Source organism: Candidatus Binatia bacterium, from assembly GCA_036382395.1.
Classification (GTDB): Bacteria; Desulfobacterota; Binatia; order HRBIN30; family HRBIN30; genus JAGDMS01.
This window is the reverse complement of the sequence record DASVHW010000395.1, coordinates 1-14,906: the sequence shown is the minus strand read 5'-3', so window position 1 is coordinate 14,906 and position 14,906 is coordinate 1. Positions and strand designations below refer to the sequence as shown.

The window sequence follows — 14,906 nt, the reverse complement described above, 5'->3', positions numbered from 1 at the left end:
CGACAAACGCCCAGACCCGTCGTGCCGGGTGGCTCTGCCGGATCAGGCCGTCGAGGTCATACGGTCGCAGCTCGATCTGACTGCGGTCCGCCGTCACCACGCGCGGTTTCCCGTCAGTGCGGCGCCTGCTCGCGCGTGCTTACCGCTGATCGGTTGCCTGGCCCACACTCTGGTCGTCCCCAAATAGCGCCGCTTGTGCCATCCACCTCTCCACCACTGCCGTTCGGCGCTTGTACCACGTTTTTAGGCGGCAAGCGGGATTTCTTCACAAACTCGTAGGAACGAGTATTCCGAGTTCGGGAGCGGATGCACCTGATGGCCGAAATCTCTAAGGAGGCGACGTGGAGCGAACGGGTGACGAGCCTGCAGTGATGGATCGCGTCCAAACGAATACGCACGGTCTCGATGCCGCGCCACGCGGCATGGGCGTACGCTGCAGAGCCGCAGCGTGCAGTGGTCAAGGGTTATAGGGACTGGCGTGTACAGCAACTCGGAATAGTCGGACCTACGGACCTGAAGCAGGACAAGCTGATCCCGCTGAGCTACGCGGATCAGATCGTGCCGGGCTCATTCGAGCACGCGCTGAACGAGATCGTCGAGCAGCACTTGGATCTCACGGTCTTCGCGGGTCGCTACCGCAACGAGGAGACGGGGCGGTTGGCGTACGACCCGAAGGTGCCGCTTAAAACACCGCTGGCGTGAGACGTCGCACGCGGGCCGCAAGCGTGCCAGTGGCATGTGCTGGTTGTCCGCCGGCCGAGATGCGAGGAGGACACCACGCGGTGGTTTCCTCCTCGCGCTCCACCTTCCCGCGCCACTAGGCGTGGAGCCATGGCGCCGGTACGCTGTGCGGCGCTGGATTGGACGGCGCAGGGGACGCCCCCGCCGCGGCTCCGCCGCTACCGGGCCGTGCAGCGGCACGGCATCGGTGCCAAGCGGGGGCAGGCAAGCTCACGCGCAGAGATTTCTCCCAAATTGGCTTCAACCGTATCGCCGGGCCCTCGCCGCAGCCGCTGCTCGCGGGCAAGGCGGTATTGCGCTCTCGCCGCCCACCATACGGTGCCGTTATCCACCCGTCGCCGACGGATCCCGACGCCTGGACTCGCACGACGTTACGCGCGATCGAGCGCACGAGAACGTGGCCCCTGGGACCGGCGCGAGCCCAGGATGAGAGAGCGCGAGGGAGAGACCACGGCGTCTGAGTGGTCTTTCCCTCGCATGGGGTGCAGGGGCGGAACCCCGCGCTCTGCTCGCCGCGCAATCCGACGACAGCGCGTATGGAACGTGGACTGCCGGTTGCGCTTGTGGCCCGGCATCGGTTCGGCTGTGACACCGTCGGCATGAGGGGCGCTGGATCTACGGCCGAAGCTAGTGTCTGCAACACGCTGCGTGGGAAAGGCAAGGTGAACATGCAGAGGAAGCTGTTCGCGCTGGTGCACAACATCGAGAAGGTCGCCCACGCGGTGGCGGCATGAACTCGGAGCCACGGATGGGGCCCGGTTTCGGAGGTCCCACCCAGACCGACCCGCTCGTCGGAGTGAGCCCGGCGCCTCAGCCGATGACGGCAGCGGCGCTTGCCAACCGCCATCAAGTGTTTCTACAAGCTCGTTAGAGGCCAGCGGCCGTCCGTGGTATTCTCCATCCCCGGAGGTGGACATGGCGTCGAAGATAGATGAGTTGGAGGCTGAGGCGCTGAGCCTGCCCGTTGCCGAGCGGGCCCGGCTCGTGAGCCGGCTGCTTACGAGCCTCGACGACCAGGTGGACGAGGACGTAGAGCTGGCCTGGATCGAGGAAGCGGAGCGCCGTTATCAGGAGGTGCGTGACAACCCGGCGGCGGCCGAGCCAGCAGCCGTGGCGTTCCAGCGTGCACGAGATGCGCTTCGGTGAAGACAGTAGATGCTCATCGCAGCGCCACCACGGAGATGATCGAGGCGGCGCGCTTCTACGAGAAGCGGCGTCAGGGTCTCGGGTTCCGCTTCATCCAGACGGTCGAAGATATTTACCAACTGATCGCGGAATCTCCAGATGCGGGTTCACCTCTGGGCCGCAAGGACCGAAAACGAACGGTGCCAGGCTTTCCGTACAACGTCGTGTACCGAGTGGAAGAGGAACGCGTAGTTGTCCTTGCGACCATGCACCAGCGGCGGAAACCAGGGTACTGGAAGTGGCGGCGTTATCGGTAGCCCCTAACTGAGCCGCTCCAGCCGCCGGCCGGCAGTTGAAGGCCGAAATCTCTAAAGATGCGACGTGAAGCGAACGGGTGATGAGCCGGCAGTGATGGATCGCATCGAGACGAATACGCACGGTCTCGATGCCAAACTGGCCTAAGTCGGCCATCTGCGATCAGCCCGGAAATTGAAACCTCTCCCTTGGCTGGGTTCTCGCGCGATCATGTAGGCTCGCGGGACGTAGGGCTTGTGAAGAAATCCGGTTTTTCCACAAACTGGCTCTCCGTGTCAGCGGTGAACTGCACGTTGTAGGCGGGCCGAAAGCCACCGTCGCCCATCTTCATCTTGCGCGCTTGCGGGTCGGTGAGCGAGGCGCGGGCCTCGCCCTTTGCCTTTTGCGGCGATCTACGGCTCCGGCAGTGGGGCATTGTGAATGCCCCACTGCCTCGGTGCCTTCCCAACTCACGGTGCGTGGCGACGGGCTGCGACGGGCTGCACGGACGTTGCTTGACATCCTGGGGGGTGCATATTAGCTTTTTGGTTGGTTGCGGACCCCACGCGTCGGCCAATTCTCAGTCCATGTCAAATAAAATGGCTGGTGGCTGCGTCAAAGGCCCAGGAGATAACTGATGTCTAACACGCTGAAAACCACGCTGCTGTTGGGGTTGCTGACCGGTATCATTGTGTGGTTCGGCGGGTTCCTCGGCGGATCACAGGGGTTGGTGGTGGCCTTCGTCTTCGCGGCGGTCATGAATTTGGGCAGCTATTGGTTCTCGGACAAGATCGTCCTGGCGATGTACCGAGCCCGGCCCGTGGACATGAACGAAGCGCCGGACCTCTATCGGATCGTCCAGAACCTGACTACGCGCGCCGGCATGCCGATGCCGAAGCTGTATGTGATTCCGAGCGAGGCGGCCAATGCGTTTGCGACCGGCCGCAGTCCGGAACATGCTGCGGTGGCGGTGACCGAGGGCATCATGCGCTTGTTGTCATCGGATGAACTCGAGGGCGTCCTGGCGCACGAGATCAGCCACGTCCGGAACCGTGACATCCTGATCAGTTCCGTCGCTGCCACTCTGGCGGGCGCCATCATGATGCTGGCGAACATGGCGCGCTGGGGGGCGATGTTCGGTGGCCTCTCGCGGGATGAACGGGAGGAAGGTGGGGGGCTCATCGGCCTGCTGGTGATGTCGATCGTGGCGCCGCTGGCGGCGATGGTCATCCAGCTTGCGATCTCGCGGTCACGCGAATACCAGGCCGATGCCAGCGGGGCTCAACTGTTGCACAGCGGTGAGAGTCTCGCCAAAGCACTGGAGAAGCTCGAGTCTGCTTCACAGCGCCTGCCGATGGATGCCAGCCCGCAGACCGCGCACCTGTTCATTGTCAACCCGCTCAGTGGGCGCTCGCTGGCCAACTTGTTCAGCACGCATCCACCGCTCGATGAGCGCATCCGGCGATTGCGCGCCATGCATGTGTGAGTGCGGCAGACCTGTGGTATAATTATGGCCCGATGCGTCGGTGGCATCGGGCTTTTTTCGTGAGTTGAATGAGCAACGAAGAGGAACGGCAAGAGAAACGAGGGTTCAAGGTGGAAGACCGGCGTCGGTTTTCCGCAGCCGGGGAGGTGCGTCCGGAGCCGCAGGCGGGATCGGCTGAACCCCCGGCGGCGCGCCAAGAGCCGGTGGCAACTGCGGGCACCGCCACGTCGGCACCCGCGGCCGAGCGGCGAGAGGCGCCGCCCCTGCCGCTGATGTTCTCCACGTTCATTCTCAGCTTGAGCACGCAGGCGCTGGCCCATTTGGGTGAGATTCCCAACCCCATCGATGGTAGGATCGTCACCGATTTGTTAGCTGCCAAGCAGATGATCGATATTCTCGGTATCCTCAAGGAAAAAACCAAAGGCAATCTCGATAGCTCGGAGTCGGGTCTGCTAGACAGCGTCCTGTATGATCTGCGCTTGAATTACGTGGAGCGTGTGCGCAGTCGTTCGTGAAGACGCGACCGAGTCCTGGACGAATGAACAAGGAGGAAACATGAGTACGCACGTGCGTGCCCGTCGAACCGTTTTGCTAATTTTCGCGGGCTTTCTGGCGGGGGTGGGAACCACCGTCGGCCTCAACCTCAGCTCGCGAGTCGAAGCCATCAGCTTCTGGGGTGAGGAGGCTGCTGAGCAGGCGGCGACGCCAACCCCAGCACTGGCGCCAAAGGTGCAGGGAGCAGCGGTCAGCGGGTTGCCCGACTTCACTGTCCTGAGCGAAAAAGTGAGCCCGGCCGTGGTCAACGTCTCCACTACTTCGCAAGGGGAATCTTCGCCGCACATGGAGGGAGGTCCATTCGGCGGAGGCGGAGGGCAAGGGCAAGGGCAGGGGGACCCGCACGAGTTCTGGGAGCCCTTCGAGCGCTTCTTCGGTCCGATGCCGAAGCGCCAGTTCAAGCAACGCAGCCTCGGATCGGGATTCATCATCAACCGCGACGGCTACATTCTGACCAATAATCACGTCATCGAGAACGCCGACGAAATTCTGGTCAAACTCGCGGACGAGAAAGAGTACAAGGCCAGGGTCGTGGGCCGTGATCAGAAGACCGACATTGCGGTGATCAAGATCGATGACGCCAAGGACTTGACCACCGTCACCATGGGCAACTCGGATGAGCTGAAGGTCGGCGAGTGGGTCGTGGCGATCGGTAATCCCTTCGGCCTCGAACATACCGTAACCGCCGGCATTGTCAGCGCCAAGGGACGCTTCATCGGGCAGGGCAGCTACGACAATTTCATCCAGACCGACGCCGCCATCAACCCCGGCAACTCGGGCGGACCGCTGATCAACCTGAAGGGCGAGGTCGTCGGCATCAACACCGCCATCTTCAGCCGCTCCGGCGGCAACATCGGTATCGGTTTCGCCATTCCCGTGAATGTGGCCAAAGACCTGCTGCCCGAGCTCGAAGAGAAGGGCCGCGTCACGCGCGCGTGGCTCGGCGTGATGATTCAGAAAGTCACGCCGGACATCGCCGAGAACTTTGGCCTCAAGGAAACCAGGGGCGCCCTGGTCGCGGATGTGATGAAGGATGGCCCCGCATACGCGGCCGGCGTGAAAGTGGGTGACGTGATCGTCGAGTTCGACGGCCATGCCATCAAGGAGTCGACCGAGCTGCCGATGCTGGTGGCGCGGACGCCGGTGGGCAAGACGGTGAGCATCAAGCTCACTCGCGACAAGCGCACGGAGACACTCTCCGTCAAACTCGGCGAGCTGAAGGAGGAGGAGACCGCCGCCGTTGGCAAGGAACAGGGCTTTGGCCTCACCGTGCAGCCACTGACGCCGGAGATCGCCGAGAGTCTCGGACTCAGCGGCGACATCAAGGGTGTCGTGGTCTCCGGCGTCGAGCCGGGCAGCAGCGCCGACGATGCGGGAATGCACCGCGGCGACGTGATCCTGGAAGTCAACCGCGAGCCGGTGAGGGATTTGGCGAGCTATCGGAAGGCCATCAAATCGGCAGGCAAGGGGAAGAGCGTCTTGATGCTCGTCCGACGGGGCGACAACACCATCTTCATGGCGCTCAAGCCTGCGGCTGAATAGCCGGCGAGTGAGGCCAGGGAAGCGTGCCCTGGCCTCACTGCTCTTTCAAACCAACTGAGCGCTGATGGCTGAGCGCCGAGCCGATCGCTGCCAATGTTGCGACGCATCGCATTCGTTCTGCTGCTTCTGATCGTCGCGGCCGCCGCAGTGGGCAGCGTGGCCTTGTGGCTCATGCTGCGCCAGTGGGAACCGGTCGTCGTCGAGAAGTTTCAAACCCACCGCTGGAGTTTCCCCTCCAAGATCTACTCGGATAGCCTCTTGATCTATCCGGGGATGGATCTGAAGGCGGTCGGGTTCTACGAGCGGCTGCACGACCTCGACTACCAGCGCGTCGATGGCGAGGTGACGCGCCGGGGCCAGTACCACGTCGATAAGAACGGCCTGGACATCTACCTGCACGAGTTTCCCTATCCCACAGTGGAGGGCAGTGGCACCCTCGTCCGGCTGAATCTTTCGGGGGATGCCGTCACACGCATCGAAGATCTCGCCAGCCACAAGGAGCTGTACGCTTTCGAGTTCGACCCCGAACTCATCAGCTGCCTGTACCAGGGGATCTGGGAGGAACGGCATCTGGTCAGCCTCGATCAGCTGCCGCCATTACTGCTGCGCGCCATCATCGACGTCGAGGATCAGCATTTCTACGAGCACCCTGGCATCGATGTCGGCGGTATCGCACGGGCGCTCTGGGTCGATCTGCGCAGCCACCGCGTTGAACAGGGCGGCAGTACGTTGACCCAGCAGCTGATGAAGAACTTCTTCCTCACCGACGAGCGCAGCATGAAGCGCAAGCTCACCGAAGCGCTGATGGCGCTCATCATCGAGCGGCGCTTCTCGAAGCAGGAGATCCTGACGAACTATGTCAACGAGATCTATCTCGGGCAGAAAGGGGCGCAAGGCATCTACGGCCTCTGGCAAGCCTCGCATTTCTATTTCGACAAGGAGCCGCAAGATCTTTCGGTCGCCGAAATCGCTACGCTCGCCGGACTGATCAAAGCCCCGAACCGCTACTCGCCCTTCCGCGACCCGGTCGCCTCAAGACGCCGCCGCAACTTCGCTCTGCTGTCCATGCTGAAGCAGAGCGACCTCACCGCGGAGCAGTATGCCGCCGCCATTCAGGAACCGGTGCGCACCGCTTCCGTGGTCAACGAAACGAACGATGCGCCGTATTTCACCGACTTCGTTCGGCAGGAACTGTCGCAAACCTACCCGAGCCACGTGCTGACCACGGAAGGTTTGCAGATCCACACCTCGCTCGACACGCACTTGCAGAAGCTCGCCGAGCATGCGTTGCAGGCCGGTCTGGCCGACCTGGAGCGGCGCTACCCGCGCCTGCGTGCCACCAAGCCCGCTGACCAGCTGCAAGGGTGCCTGATCGTCATTCAACCGCAGACGGGTGCGATCAAGGCGATGATGGGTGGGCGCGAGTACCGCAGCAGTCAGTTCAATCGCTGCACGCAGGCCCTGCGCCAGCCGGGATCGGTCTTCAAGCCGTTCACCTATCTGACCGCCTTCGAAGAAACGCGGCACAATGCCTCACCCATTCTGCCAACGACGCGGATTGCCGATGAGCCCTTCGAGTGGGCCTACGACAACCAGGTGTGGACGCCCGCCAACTACAAGAAGCGTTACATGGGAGAGGTGACGGTGCGCGAGGCCCTGGAGCATTCCCTCAATGCGGCGACCGCCCGCCTGGCCCACGACGTGGGACTGGAACCCATCATCGAAATGGCGCGCCGGTTCGGGATCAACTCACCGCTGCCGCCGTACCCATCGGTCGTGCTCGGGGCCGCGGAAGTGGTGCCGTTCGAAGTGGCGCAAGCGTTCACGGCGTTGGCCGACAGCGGCCTGCGCAGCACACCACTCGCCATCAAGAAGGTGTTCGATCACAGCAAACAGCCGATCGAACGCAACCCCGTGCAGGCCGAGCAGGTGATTCCCGCCGACACGGCGTACCTGGTGACTCACTTGATGGAAGGCGTGTTCGACTACGGCACCGCCCACGCCGCGCGCAAACAGGGATTCAAGCGGCCAGCGGCAGGCAAGACCGGTACCACGAACGACTACAGCGATGCCTGGTTCGCCGGCTTTACGCCCGACTTGCTGGCCGTCGTGTGGGTTGGGTTCGATCACAAGCGTCCGCTCAACCTGGCCGGCGCCGAGGCCGCGCTGCCGATCTGGACCGACTTCATGAAGCAGGCGACGGCCGGACTTCCCCCCAACTCGTTCACCCCGCCACCGGGAATCGCGCTAGTCCGCATCGATCCAGCCTCCGGCATGTTGGCGACGCCGCAGTGCCCGGAGAGCCTCGATGAGGCGTTCTATGCAGGGACAGAGCCCACGGTGCCGTGCCCCCTGCACCCGGTGCGCGGTGCGCTGCGAGAGATTGTGGGAGCGCCGTAGGCAATCGCGATTCGTGGGGCTCGTCTCCTTTTCCCCGATCGCGTGCTGCTGAAATCTACGGCAGCTCCCGCGCCGCCGCGCGCAACTCGTCCCGGAAGTCCGGGTGTGCGATGTCGATCAGCGCGTGCGCTCGCTCGACGTCCGTCAGCAGGCCGAGGTTGGCCACGCCGTGCTCGGTAATGACGTACTGGACATGATGCCGTGGCGTCGTCACCGGGGTGCCGAGCGGCAGGGACGGGACGATGGTTGAAATGGTCTTGCCCTCGCTCCGGGCCGTCGAGTGCAGGCAGATGATGCTCTTGCCGCCATCGCTGTCGTGTGCGCCGATGGCGAAGAGCTCATGTCCTCCAACCCCCGAATACTGGCGCGGTCCGATGGTGTCGGCCATCACCTGAGCGGAGAGGTCCACTGCCAGAGCACCGTTGATGCTGACCATCAGACGGTTGCGACGGATGATGGCAGGATCGTTCACCTCGGCGACGGGGAGCATGCGCACTTCGGGGTTGCGATCCATCCACGTGTACAGCTCCTTGCTGCCGGCCGCGAATGTCCCCACCGAGAATCCGTCGTAGATGCCCTTGTGGTTCGTTACCTTGCCCGCCCGGTGCAGGCGCAAGACGGCATTGGTGATCATTTCGGTATGAATGCCGAAATCCCCTTTGGTTCCGGCAGCGAGCATCCCGACGACGATGGTTGGAATGGCACCAATGCCGATCTGCAAGGTCGCCCCATTTTGGATCAGCTGCTCGATGTGGCGGGCGATGGCATTGTCCTCTTCCGTCACCGGCTGATCCGGCAGTTCGAAGATGGAACGGTCCGACTCCACGACACAATCAACTTCCGCAATATGAATGCGATGGCCACCGTAGCGGCCGAGGCCGAGGACGTGCGGCAGGCCAGGATTGACCTCGGCGATGGCCAGCCGATGCGGATCGCGAGCGGCTTCGAGGAAGGCGTTGAAGGTTGCGCCGGCATGCAGTCCGAAGTTCAGGTAGCCGTACTGATCCATGGGCGACACTGCAGAGGCGACCACCCGGGGGCGGGCGAGGCGGGCGTAGCGCTCCCAACCGATGAAGTCTGCGGGCAGGTAGCGCACCTTGGCGCCCATGGACTTCAGCTGCCGTTCGATCGGCCCATAGAACCCGCTGGTCAGGCGGACGCCGGGTTGCTGCAGGACCGGATAGGGCTCGATCAGCAGACCGCTGAAGATCGAGAGATCGCGGTAGTCGCTACGCGCGGCCAAGGCGTCGAGAAACGCCGCCGGCTGACCGGTCAAAATAGGTGCCGCCAGTGTGTCCTCTACGTGGAGGAGATCGACCGCTTCCCGTACACTGCGGAGCTTGCCGCGGTACAGCGTTTGCGGGTCACCGTGCGTCAGGCGTGCGGCCATTGTTCCTCTCCTCTGATGTTGAACTCGGAGCGCCTCATTCCTCTTCCACCTCCGGCTTGGGCATCAGCAGCGTGTCTTCCAACGCCTCCGGATTGCCTCGGTGGCGTTGCAGCCGGGTGTAACGCCGGGAGGCGACGGCGAGATCGAAGCTGTATCCGTACCGGCCGAGGATCGCTGTGGCCTCTTCCGGATGGTCACGCATGGTTTCGAAGACGGCGCGGTAGCCCATGAAAACGTTCGTCGGCCGGTAACGAAACAGATTGATCGGTTCACACCCACCTTTGGCCTTCTGCGCCCCCATCCTGAGCCAGGATAGGGGCCGAATACGCGCCTCGTCAACGGGGAGGGCGCCGGTTGTCAGCTTCCGCCCAAGCCTTGTATGTGTTTTCGAATGACGCCCGTCGCTATTCGATGCGCTCTGATATATTCCACTGTCGACATGGTTCCGGAGTCGTCCCACATGATCTACGCATCGCGTACCTGCGTGAGTGTCTTCGCCACGCTCGCAATCTCCTTCAGCGGGTGCGTCACTCCATTGCGGCCGGCGCCGCCTGAGCGCGTGGCGGAGACGCCGCGGGCGGCGCCGACCCCGACGAGACCCCGACGCGCGCCGACGTCAACACCGACTCCAGCACTGCAGGAGAGCACGCTCGGCGAGATCGGCGGATTTACGCCTGCACCCGGTGCAGCCGAGACGCCGCTGCCGACCCCGACGGCGGAGGCTGAGGTGGCAGTGAGTCCCACCGAACCGGAATCGCTGCTAACCCAGATCAGTTCAACGACGCCGCCCAATGTTACCGCTGCGCTGCGCTTGATCGAGGACGGACGCGAACGGCTTCGTCAAGGTGCGTACGACGCCGCCCTCGATCGTTTCGAGCGTGCGGTCGCCATTGACCCTGCCAGCGCCCACGGCTACTACTTTCTCGCCCAGGTGCATTTCCTCAAGAAACATTACGATCAAGCGATCGCCTTTGCCAGCCGTGCGGCGTCGCTCGGCGGACGTACCGATCGCGTCTCGCGGGGGCGCATCCACAGCCTGCAGGGGGCAGTGTTCGAGGAGGTGGGCCGCTACCCCGACGCGCGCAAAGCCTATCAAGCGGCGATTACGGCCGATCCCAACAACCTGGCGGCGCGCGTCGGCATCGCGCGGCTCAGCGGGAGCAATTAGCCGCAGAGCCGTCGCCAGTCTACCGTCATGCGCATCCTCGCGATTGAAAGCTCGTGCGACGATACCGCCGCGGCCGTCCTGGCGGATGGGGCGGTACTGTCCAGCGTTGTGACGTCGCAAGACGATGTCCACTGCCGCTACGGTGGCGTGGTGCCGGAGCTGGCGTCACGTTCGCACATGCGCAACATTGTCCCCGTCATCGAAGATGCGCTGACGCGGGCGCAGCTGACGCTGGCGGATATCGACGCGGTGGCGGCGACCTGCGGGCCGGGGCTGGTCGGTTCGTTGCTGGTGGGACTCTCGATCGCGAAGGCGATGGCGTTTGCGCGCCAGCTCCCGTTTATGGGGGTCAATCATCTCGAGGGCCATCTGCTCTCGGTGCAGATCGATGGCCGGACCCCATTCCCCTACGTGGCGCTACTGGTGTCGGGTGGGCACACCAGCTTGTACTACGCTGAGGACTGGGGCCGTTACCAGTTGCTGGGGTCGACACGAGATGACGCGGCCGGTGAGGCTTTCGACAAGGTGGCCAAGACGATGGGGCTCGGCTATCCGGGGGGCCGGGTCATCGATAGCCTGGCGCGTAAGGGTGATCCAAAGGCCATCCGTTTTCCACGCGCACGCCTGAAGGCACCGCGTGACGGGGTGCGTTTCGAATTCAGCTTCAGCGGCTTGAAGACGGCGGTATGGCAGTACGTGCGCGCGCACCCGATCGACAGCGATGCCGCCGCGGCAGACGTCGCGGCAAGTTTTCAGGAGGCGGTGGTCGACATGCTCCTCGATACGACCTTCGCGGCCGCCCACAGCGTGCAATGTCCCCGGATCGTCATTGCGGGCGGCGTGTCAGCCAACTCACGGCTGCGCCACCGTGCCCAAGAGGCGGCCACGGAGTTCGGCATGGCCATCAGTATTCCGCCGCTGCACTATTGCACCGACAACGCGGCGATGATCGCGGTGGCGGCGGAGCCGCGGCTGCGGCGCGGCGAGCGCGACCCGCTGTCCCTCAACGCGGCGGCTGATTTGGAGCTATGAAAAAGCCGGGTCTGGCGTGACCGCAGGAGGTGTTTCGCCGGCGCTTGTGCACGTCGCGGCAGCGAGCCGGCCCAGATCGTCGCTTGGACATGAGCGCCCTGCTGTACGCCGCCAGAAACACGTGGCGGCTACTCGAGCCAAACGGTCTTCATGGGTATTTGCACGGGGTGTTTCCTCAGCGCCGCGGTACGAAGCGGAAGCCGCCATCGCCGGGATGAGGCTGGGTGTGGTCGAAGCGGCCTTCAAGCATCTCAGCAGGGATGCCCCATGGAAACGCCACACAGGCTGTTCTGCCCGGGGAACGGAAGATGCACCGATCGCACTGCCCGCTTGAGGAAGGTGCACTGGTGGCGCTTGGCGTATCAGCTGGCTTCTCAGCCATGGATCGTCCTCTTCACTTGACGCCACTAGGCTTCGTCCCAGCCGTTCCAGCCTTTGCTGAGAGGGTCCATCGCGCTCTGGCGTAGAAGCCGCAGCGCCTCGTTCTCGATTTGCTCGACGGCGCGCGGGGAGACGCCGAGAGCGTCTGCCACCTGTTCGTACGTGGCCGGACGCGGACCCTGGCCGAAGCGCAGAAGCAGTACCAGTTCCTGCTGATGCGACAAGCCAACCATTGTGGCCCCCTTCTGAAGAAAGATTCCCAGTCCTAATTTGTGGACGAGGGACGATGCTGATGTGGCCGCGGTTGCCGCTGGGCGCGCATGGCGCCAAGACTTGCGTGCCGAGCCCGTATTCCCGCTGCCCCCGGATGGCGACATGTGGAAGATCCCAGACATCAAGAGTGCAGTCGCGACGGGGCGAGAAATCTGGTGTGGCGAAAGGGTACGAAACGAAAGCCGCCGTCACCCGGGTGGGGTTCGGTGTGGTCGAAGTCCCCATTGCGGATCTCGAGTGGGATGCCCCACGGAAACGCGACGCAGGCAGGTTTACCTGTTAAGCGAAAAAGGCACTGCTCGCACTGCCGCGTGAGAGCAAGCGCCTGTTGTGAACGCGACATCTCCGGTTGCGTCTCAGCTACGTTTGCGCTCGGAATGATCTGGGCCTGATTGCGGTCGAGTTGTGTCATGGCTGATTGTGAGAGCACAGTTGGTGCCAGCACAGCCTCATCATGCGACTGGTCCCGTTGCGTTCCGATGGCCCGCCCATTCCAGGTTCTGTGTCCACTGGAGTGGACAAGCGGACTTCCGGCGTCCACCGGAGTGGACAGAGAGGGCGGCGCACGGATGCCCAGCTGGCCAAGTGGGTAGAGTGTGCTTTGCCGTTGGCTTTGGGGCGGTCGGTGCTGTATTAGGATGGCCACTCGGACACTTGAAGGAAATGACGCAGCAGGTTCATAACGCGCTTGCCGGTATTGGGAAGGATTGCGACCTTTGTTTCCGGCTGGTCAGTCTGGTCCACGAGCAGGAACCCGTGCCGTTTCTTCGGGGCGCGCTGGAGCTGGTTGTGGGGGTGACGCAGGCGCAGCAGGGATACCTGGAACTCCAGCCGGACGATGATGGAAACGGGACCCCGCGCTGGTGGATGGCGCACGGGTTTTCGGCGGAGGAGATCGAAAGCGTGCGCCGCGCCATCTCGCGAGGGATCATCGCCGAAGCGCTGGCGACCGGGCAGACGATCGTCACCCCGTCGGCATTGCTGGACCCGCGTTTCAGCGGCCGGGACAGCGTGCGCCTCGGCCGCATCGAGGCGGTGCTGTGCGCACCGATTGGCGACGACCCCCCGCGCGGGGTGTTGTACCTTCAGGGCCGTGCAGCACCCGGATTGTTTTCGGAAGAGGAGCAGGGCCGGGTCGAGATCTTTGCCCGTCACCTGGCTCCGCTTGCCGATCGGTTGCTGGTGCAGGACCGCACCCGGGCCGTCGCCGACCCGACGAAGTCACTGCGCGAGACGCTACGCCTGAGCGGCGTGATCGGGCGCAGCCCGGCGCTGGCCGCCGTGCTGCGGCAGGTGGCGTTGATCGCGCCGCTGGACGTCAGTGTCCTCCTCACTGGGGAGTCGGGCACCGGGAAGAGCCAGCTCGCACGCGTTATCCACGACAACGGGCCGCGTGCGGGACGCCCGTTTGTCGAAGTCAGCTGCGGTGCCCTGCCGGAGAACCTGGTGGAGAGCGAACTGTTCGGCGCCTTGCCGGGCGCGCATTCGACGGCGACACGTCGTATGGATGGAAAGGTTGCAGCGGCGGAAAGTGGCACGCTTTTTCTCGATGAAATTGGCGATCTGAGCCTGGCGGCGCAGGCCAAATTGCTGCAACTGCTGCAGTCGAAACAGTACTACCCGCTCGGAAGCTCCAAGCCGGTTCAGGCCGATGTCCGAGTTGTTGCAGCCACCAACACCGATCTCCAGCGGGGGGTGGCGGAGCACCGGTTTCGCGAAGACCTGTTCTACCGCTTGCAGGTGCTGCCGATCCGTGTCCCTGCGCTCGCCGAACGACGTGAAGATATTCCGGAGTTGGTGGCGTTTTTCGGCGGCAACGCGTGCGAGCGGCACGGGCTGCCACGGCTGGCGCTCTCGGGCAACGCGCTGCGTGCGGCCGAGACCGCGGAATGGCCCGGCAACATCCGGCAACTGGCTCACGCCGTCGAGGCTGCCATGATTCGGGCCGTGAGCGAGCGATCGATGCAGATCGAGCGTAACCATCTGTTTCCGGAGCTGGCGGAGTCGTCGGCGGAACCCCTACCCATCACGTTTCAAGAGGCGACGCGGCGTTTCCAAGCGCGCCTGTTGCGTGAGACGCTCGAAGAGACGGGTTGGAACGTCATGGATGCGGCCCGGCGGCTCGACCTCGCCCGGTCCCATGTGTACAACCTGATCCGTGCGCTCGGCCTCGAGCGCACGCCGGAATGAGCGGCCCGATCGACCGCACACCACCCCAGCCTGCGGACCCGATGGAAGGATTCGCCGGGACTGATCGTTTCAAACCGCTTGCGTTGCTCGGCCGCGGCAGCATGGGCATCGTGTACCGGATACATGATCGGGAAACGGACACCGAGGTCGCACTGAAAACCCTGGGTGCCCGCGCGCCCGAGCAGCTCTACCAACTCAAACAGGAATTCCGCTCGCTTGGCGGTATCCTCCATCCGAACCTGGTCGAATTGTACGAGCTAGTGGTCGACGAGCGCGAGGGCTTCTTCACCATGGAGCTCATCGACGGAGTGGACTTCGTCGAGTACGTG

General features: G+C 63.7%; 15 protein-coding genes. 12 read left to right on the top strand and 3 right to left on the bottom strand.

All coding sequences use genetic code 11. From position 1 onward, the window contains the following. Positions 1-405 precede the first annotated feature (405 nt). The 8 genes from VF515_19310 (at position 406) to VF515_19275 (ending at position 8,143) form a co-directional block, all read left to right on the top strand. Positions 406-702, top strand: coding sequence for a hypothetical protein (locus VF515_19310; GenBank protein HEX7409784.1), 297 nt, complete (start codon positions 406-408; stop codon positions 700-702). 575 nt (positions 703-1,277) lie between these two features. After that, positions 1,278-1,475, top strand: a complete 198-nt coding sequence (locus VF515_19305; protein HEX7409783.1) for a hypothetical protein — start codon at positions 1,278-1,280, stop codon at positions 1,473-1,475. Between the two features lie 181 nt (positions 1,476-1,656). After that, entirely contained in the window at positions 1,657-1,887 is a 231-nt protein-coding gene (locus VF515_19300; GenBank protein ID HEX7409782.1) for an addiction module protein, read from the top strand. Next, positions 1,884-2,183, top strand: coding sequence for a type II toxin-antitoxin system RelE/ParE family toxin (locus VF515_19295; GenBank protein HEX7409781.1), 300 nt, complete (start codon positions 1,884-1,886; stop codon positions 2,181-2,183). Before VF515_19300 ends, VF515_19295 begins: the two co-directional genes overlap by 4 nt. Positions 2,184-2,797: 614 nt before the next feature. Beyond that, the gene (gene htpX, locus VF515_19290) at positions 2,798-3,646 is read left to right on the top strand and encodes a zinc metalloprotease HtpX (protein HEX7409780.1); all 849 of its coding nucleotides are present in this window, start codon (positions 2,798-2,800) and stop codon (positions 3,644-3,646) included. Positions 3,647-3,714: 68 nt separating this feature from the next. After that, complete coding sequence (locus VF515_19285; protein HEX7409779.1) at positions 3,715-4,161, top strand: DUF1844 domain-containing protein; 447 nt, start codon at positions 3,715-3,717, stop codon at positions 4,159-4,161. A 40-nt stretch (positions 4,162-4,201) separates the two neighbouring features. Then, the gene (locus tag VF515_19280; GenBank protein HEX7409778.1) at positions 4,202-5,743 is read left to right on the top strand and encodes a DegQ family serine endoprotease; all 1,542 of its coding nucleotides are present in this window, start codon (positions 4,202-4,204) and stop codon (positions 5,741-5,743) included. Positions 5,744-5,836: 93 nt separating this feature from the next. Next, positions 5,837-8,143, top strand: a complete 2,307-nt coding sequence (locus VF515_19275; GenBank protein HEX7409777.1) for a PBP1A family penicillin-binding protein — start codon at positions 5,837-5,839, stop codon at positions 8,141-8,143. A 55-nt stretch (positions 8,144-8,198) separates the two neighbouring features. Here VF515_19275 and VF515_19270 read toward each other — a convergent pair whose 3' ends face one another. Together VF515_19270 and VF515_19265 are read right to left on the bottom strand one after the other, a co-directional pair. Then, positions 8,199-9,533, bottom strand: coding sequence for an acetyl-CoA hydrolase/transferase C-terminal domain-containing protein (locus tag VF515_19270; GenBank protein ID HEX7409776.1), 1,335 nt, complete (start codon positions 9,531-9,533; stop codon positions 8,199-8,201). A 34-nt stretch (positions 9,534-9,567) separates the two neighbouring features. Then, a complete protein-coding gene (locus VF515_19265; GenBank protein HEX7409775.1) occupies positions 9,568-9,834 on the bottom strand; it encodes a hypothetical protein in 267 nt (88 codons plus the stop codon). Between the two features lie 159 nt (positions 9,835-9,993). Between VF515_19265 and VF515_19260 the strand changes: the two genes are divergently transcribed. Together VF515_19260 and tsaD are read left to right on the top strand one after the other, a co-directional pair. Continuing rightward, the gene (locus tag VF515_19260; protein HEX7409774.1) at positions 9,994-10,701 is read left to right on the top strand and encodes a tetratricopeptide repeat protein; all 708 of its coding nucleotides are present in this window, start codon (positions 9,994-9,996) and stop codon (positions 10,699-10,701) included. A 27-nt stretch (positions 10,702-10,728) separates the two neighbouring features. Beyond that, the gene (tsaD, locus tag VF515_19255; GenBank protein ID HEX7409773.1) at positions 10,729-11,733 is read left to right on the top strand and encodes a tRNA (adenosine(37)-N6)-threonylcarbamoyltransferase complex transferase subunit TsaD; all 1,005 of its coding nucleotides are present in this window, start codon (positions 10,729-10,731) and stop codon (positions 11,731-11,733) included. 407 nt (positions 11,734-12,140) lie between these two features. Here tsaD and VF515_19250 read toward each other — a convergent pair whose 3' ends face one another. Next, positions 12,141-12,347, bottom strand: coding sequence for a sigma factor-like helix-turn-helix DNA-binding protein (locus tag VF515_19250; GenBank protein HEX7409772.1), 207 nt, complete (start codon positions 12,345-12,347; stop codon positions 12,141-12,143). A gap of 703 nt (positions 12,348-13,050) precedes the next feature. Here VF515_19250 and VF515_19245 point away from each other — a divergent pair. Both VF515_19245 and VF515_19240 read left to right on the top strand, forming a co-directional pair. After that, positions 13,051-14,577, top strand: a complete 1,527-nt coding sequence (locus tag VF515_19245; GenBank protein ID HEX7409771.1) for a sigma-54-dependent Fis family transcriptional regulator — start codon at positions 13,051-13,053, stop codon at positions 14,575-14,577. Further along, positions 14,574-14,906: protein kinase (locus VF515_19240; protein ID HEX7409770.1), on the top strand; the 333-nt coding region annotated here is incomplete at its 3' end. The genes VF515_19245 and VF515_19240, both read left to right, overlap by 4 nt.

Excerpts from the sequence above, each read along its gene's own strand:
- VF515_19310 (HEX7409784.1), top strand. The coding sequence starts at position 406 with ATGCCGCGCCACGCGGCATGGGCGTACGCTGCAGAGCCGCAGCGTGCA.
- VF515_19305 (HEX7409783.1), top strand. The coding sequence starts at position 1,278 with ATGGAACGTGGACTGCCGGTTGCGCTTGTGGCCCGGCATCGGTTCGGC.
- VF515_19300 (HEX7409782.1), top strand. The coding sequence starts at position 1,657 with ATGGCGTCGAAGATAGATGAGTTGGAGGCTGAGGCGCTGAGCCTGCCC.
- htpX (HEX7409780.1), top strand. The coding sequence starts at position 2,798 with ATGTCTAACACGCTGAAAACCACGCTGCTGTTGGGGTTGCTGACCGGT.
- VF515_19285 (HEX7409779.1), top strand. The coding sequence starts at position 3,715 with ATGAGCAACGAAGAGGAACGGCAAGAGAAACGAGGGTTCAAGGTGGAA.
- VF515_19280 (HEX7409778.1), top strand. The coding sequence starts at position 4,202 with ATGAGTACGCACGTGCGTGCCCGTCGAACCGTTTTGCTAATTTTCGCG.
- VF515_19275 (HEX7409777.1), top strand. The coding sequence starts at position 5,837 with ATGTTGCGACGCATCGCATTCGTTCTGCTGCTTCTGATCGTCGCGGCC.
- VF515_19270 (HEX7409776.1), bottom strand. The coding sequence starts at position 9,533 with ATGGCCGCACGCCTGACGCACGGTGACCCGCAAACGCTGTACCGCGGC.
- VF515_19265 (HEX7409775.1), bottom strand. The coding sequence starts at position 9,834 with ATGGGGGCGCAGAAGGCCAAAGGTGGGTGTGAACCGATCAATCTGTTT.
- VF515_19260 (HEX7409774.1), top strand. The coding sequence starts at position 9,994 with ATGATCTACGCATCGCGTACCTGCGTGAGTGTCTTCGCCACGCTCGCA.
- tsaD (HEX7409773.1), top strand. The coding sequence starts at position 10,729 with ATGCGCATCCTCGCGATTGAAAGCTCGTGCGACGATACCGCCGCGGCC.
- VF515_19250 (HEX7409772.1), bottom strand. The coding sequence starts at position 12,347 with ATGGTTGGCTTGTCGCATCAGCAGGAACTGGTACTGCTTCTGCGCTTC.
- VF515_19245 (HEX7409771.1), top strand. The coding sequence starts at position 13,051 with ATGACGCAGCAGGTTCATAACGCGCTTGCCGGTATTGGGAAGGATTGC.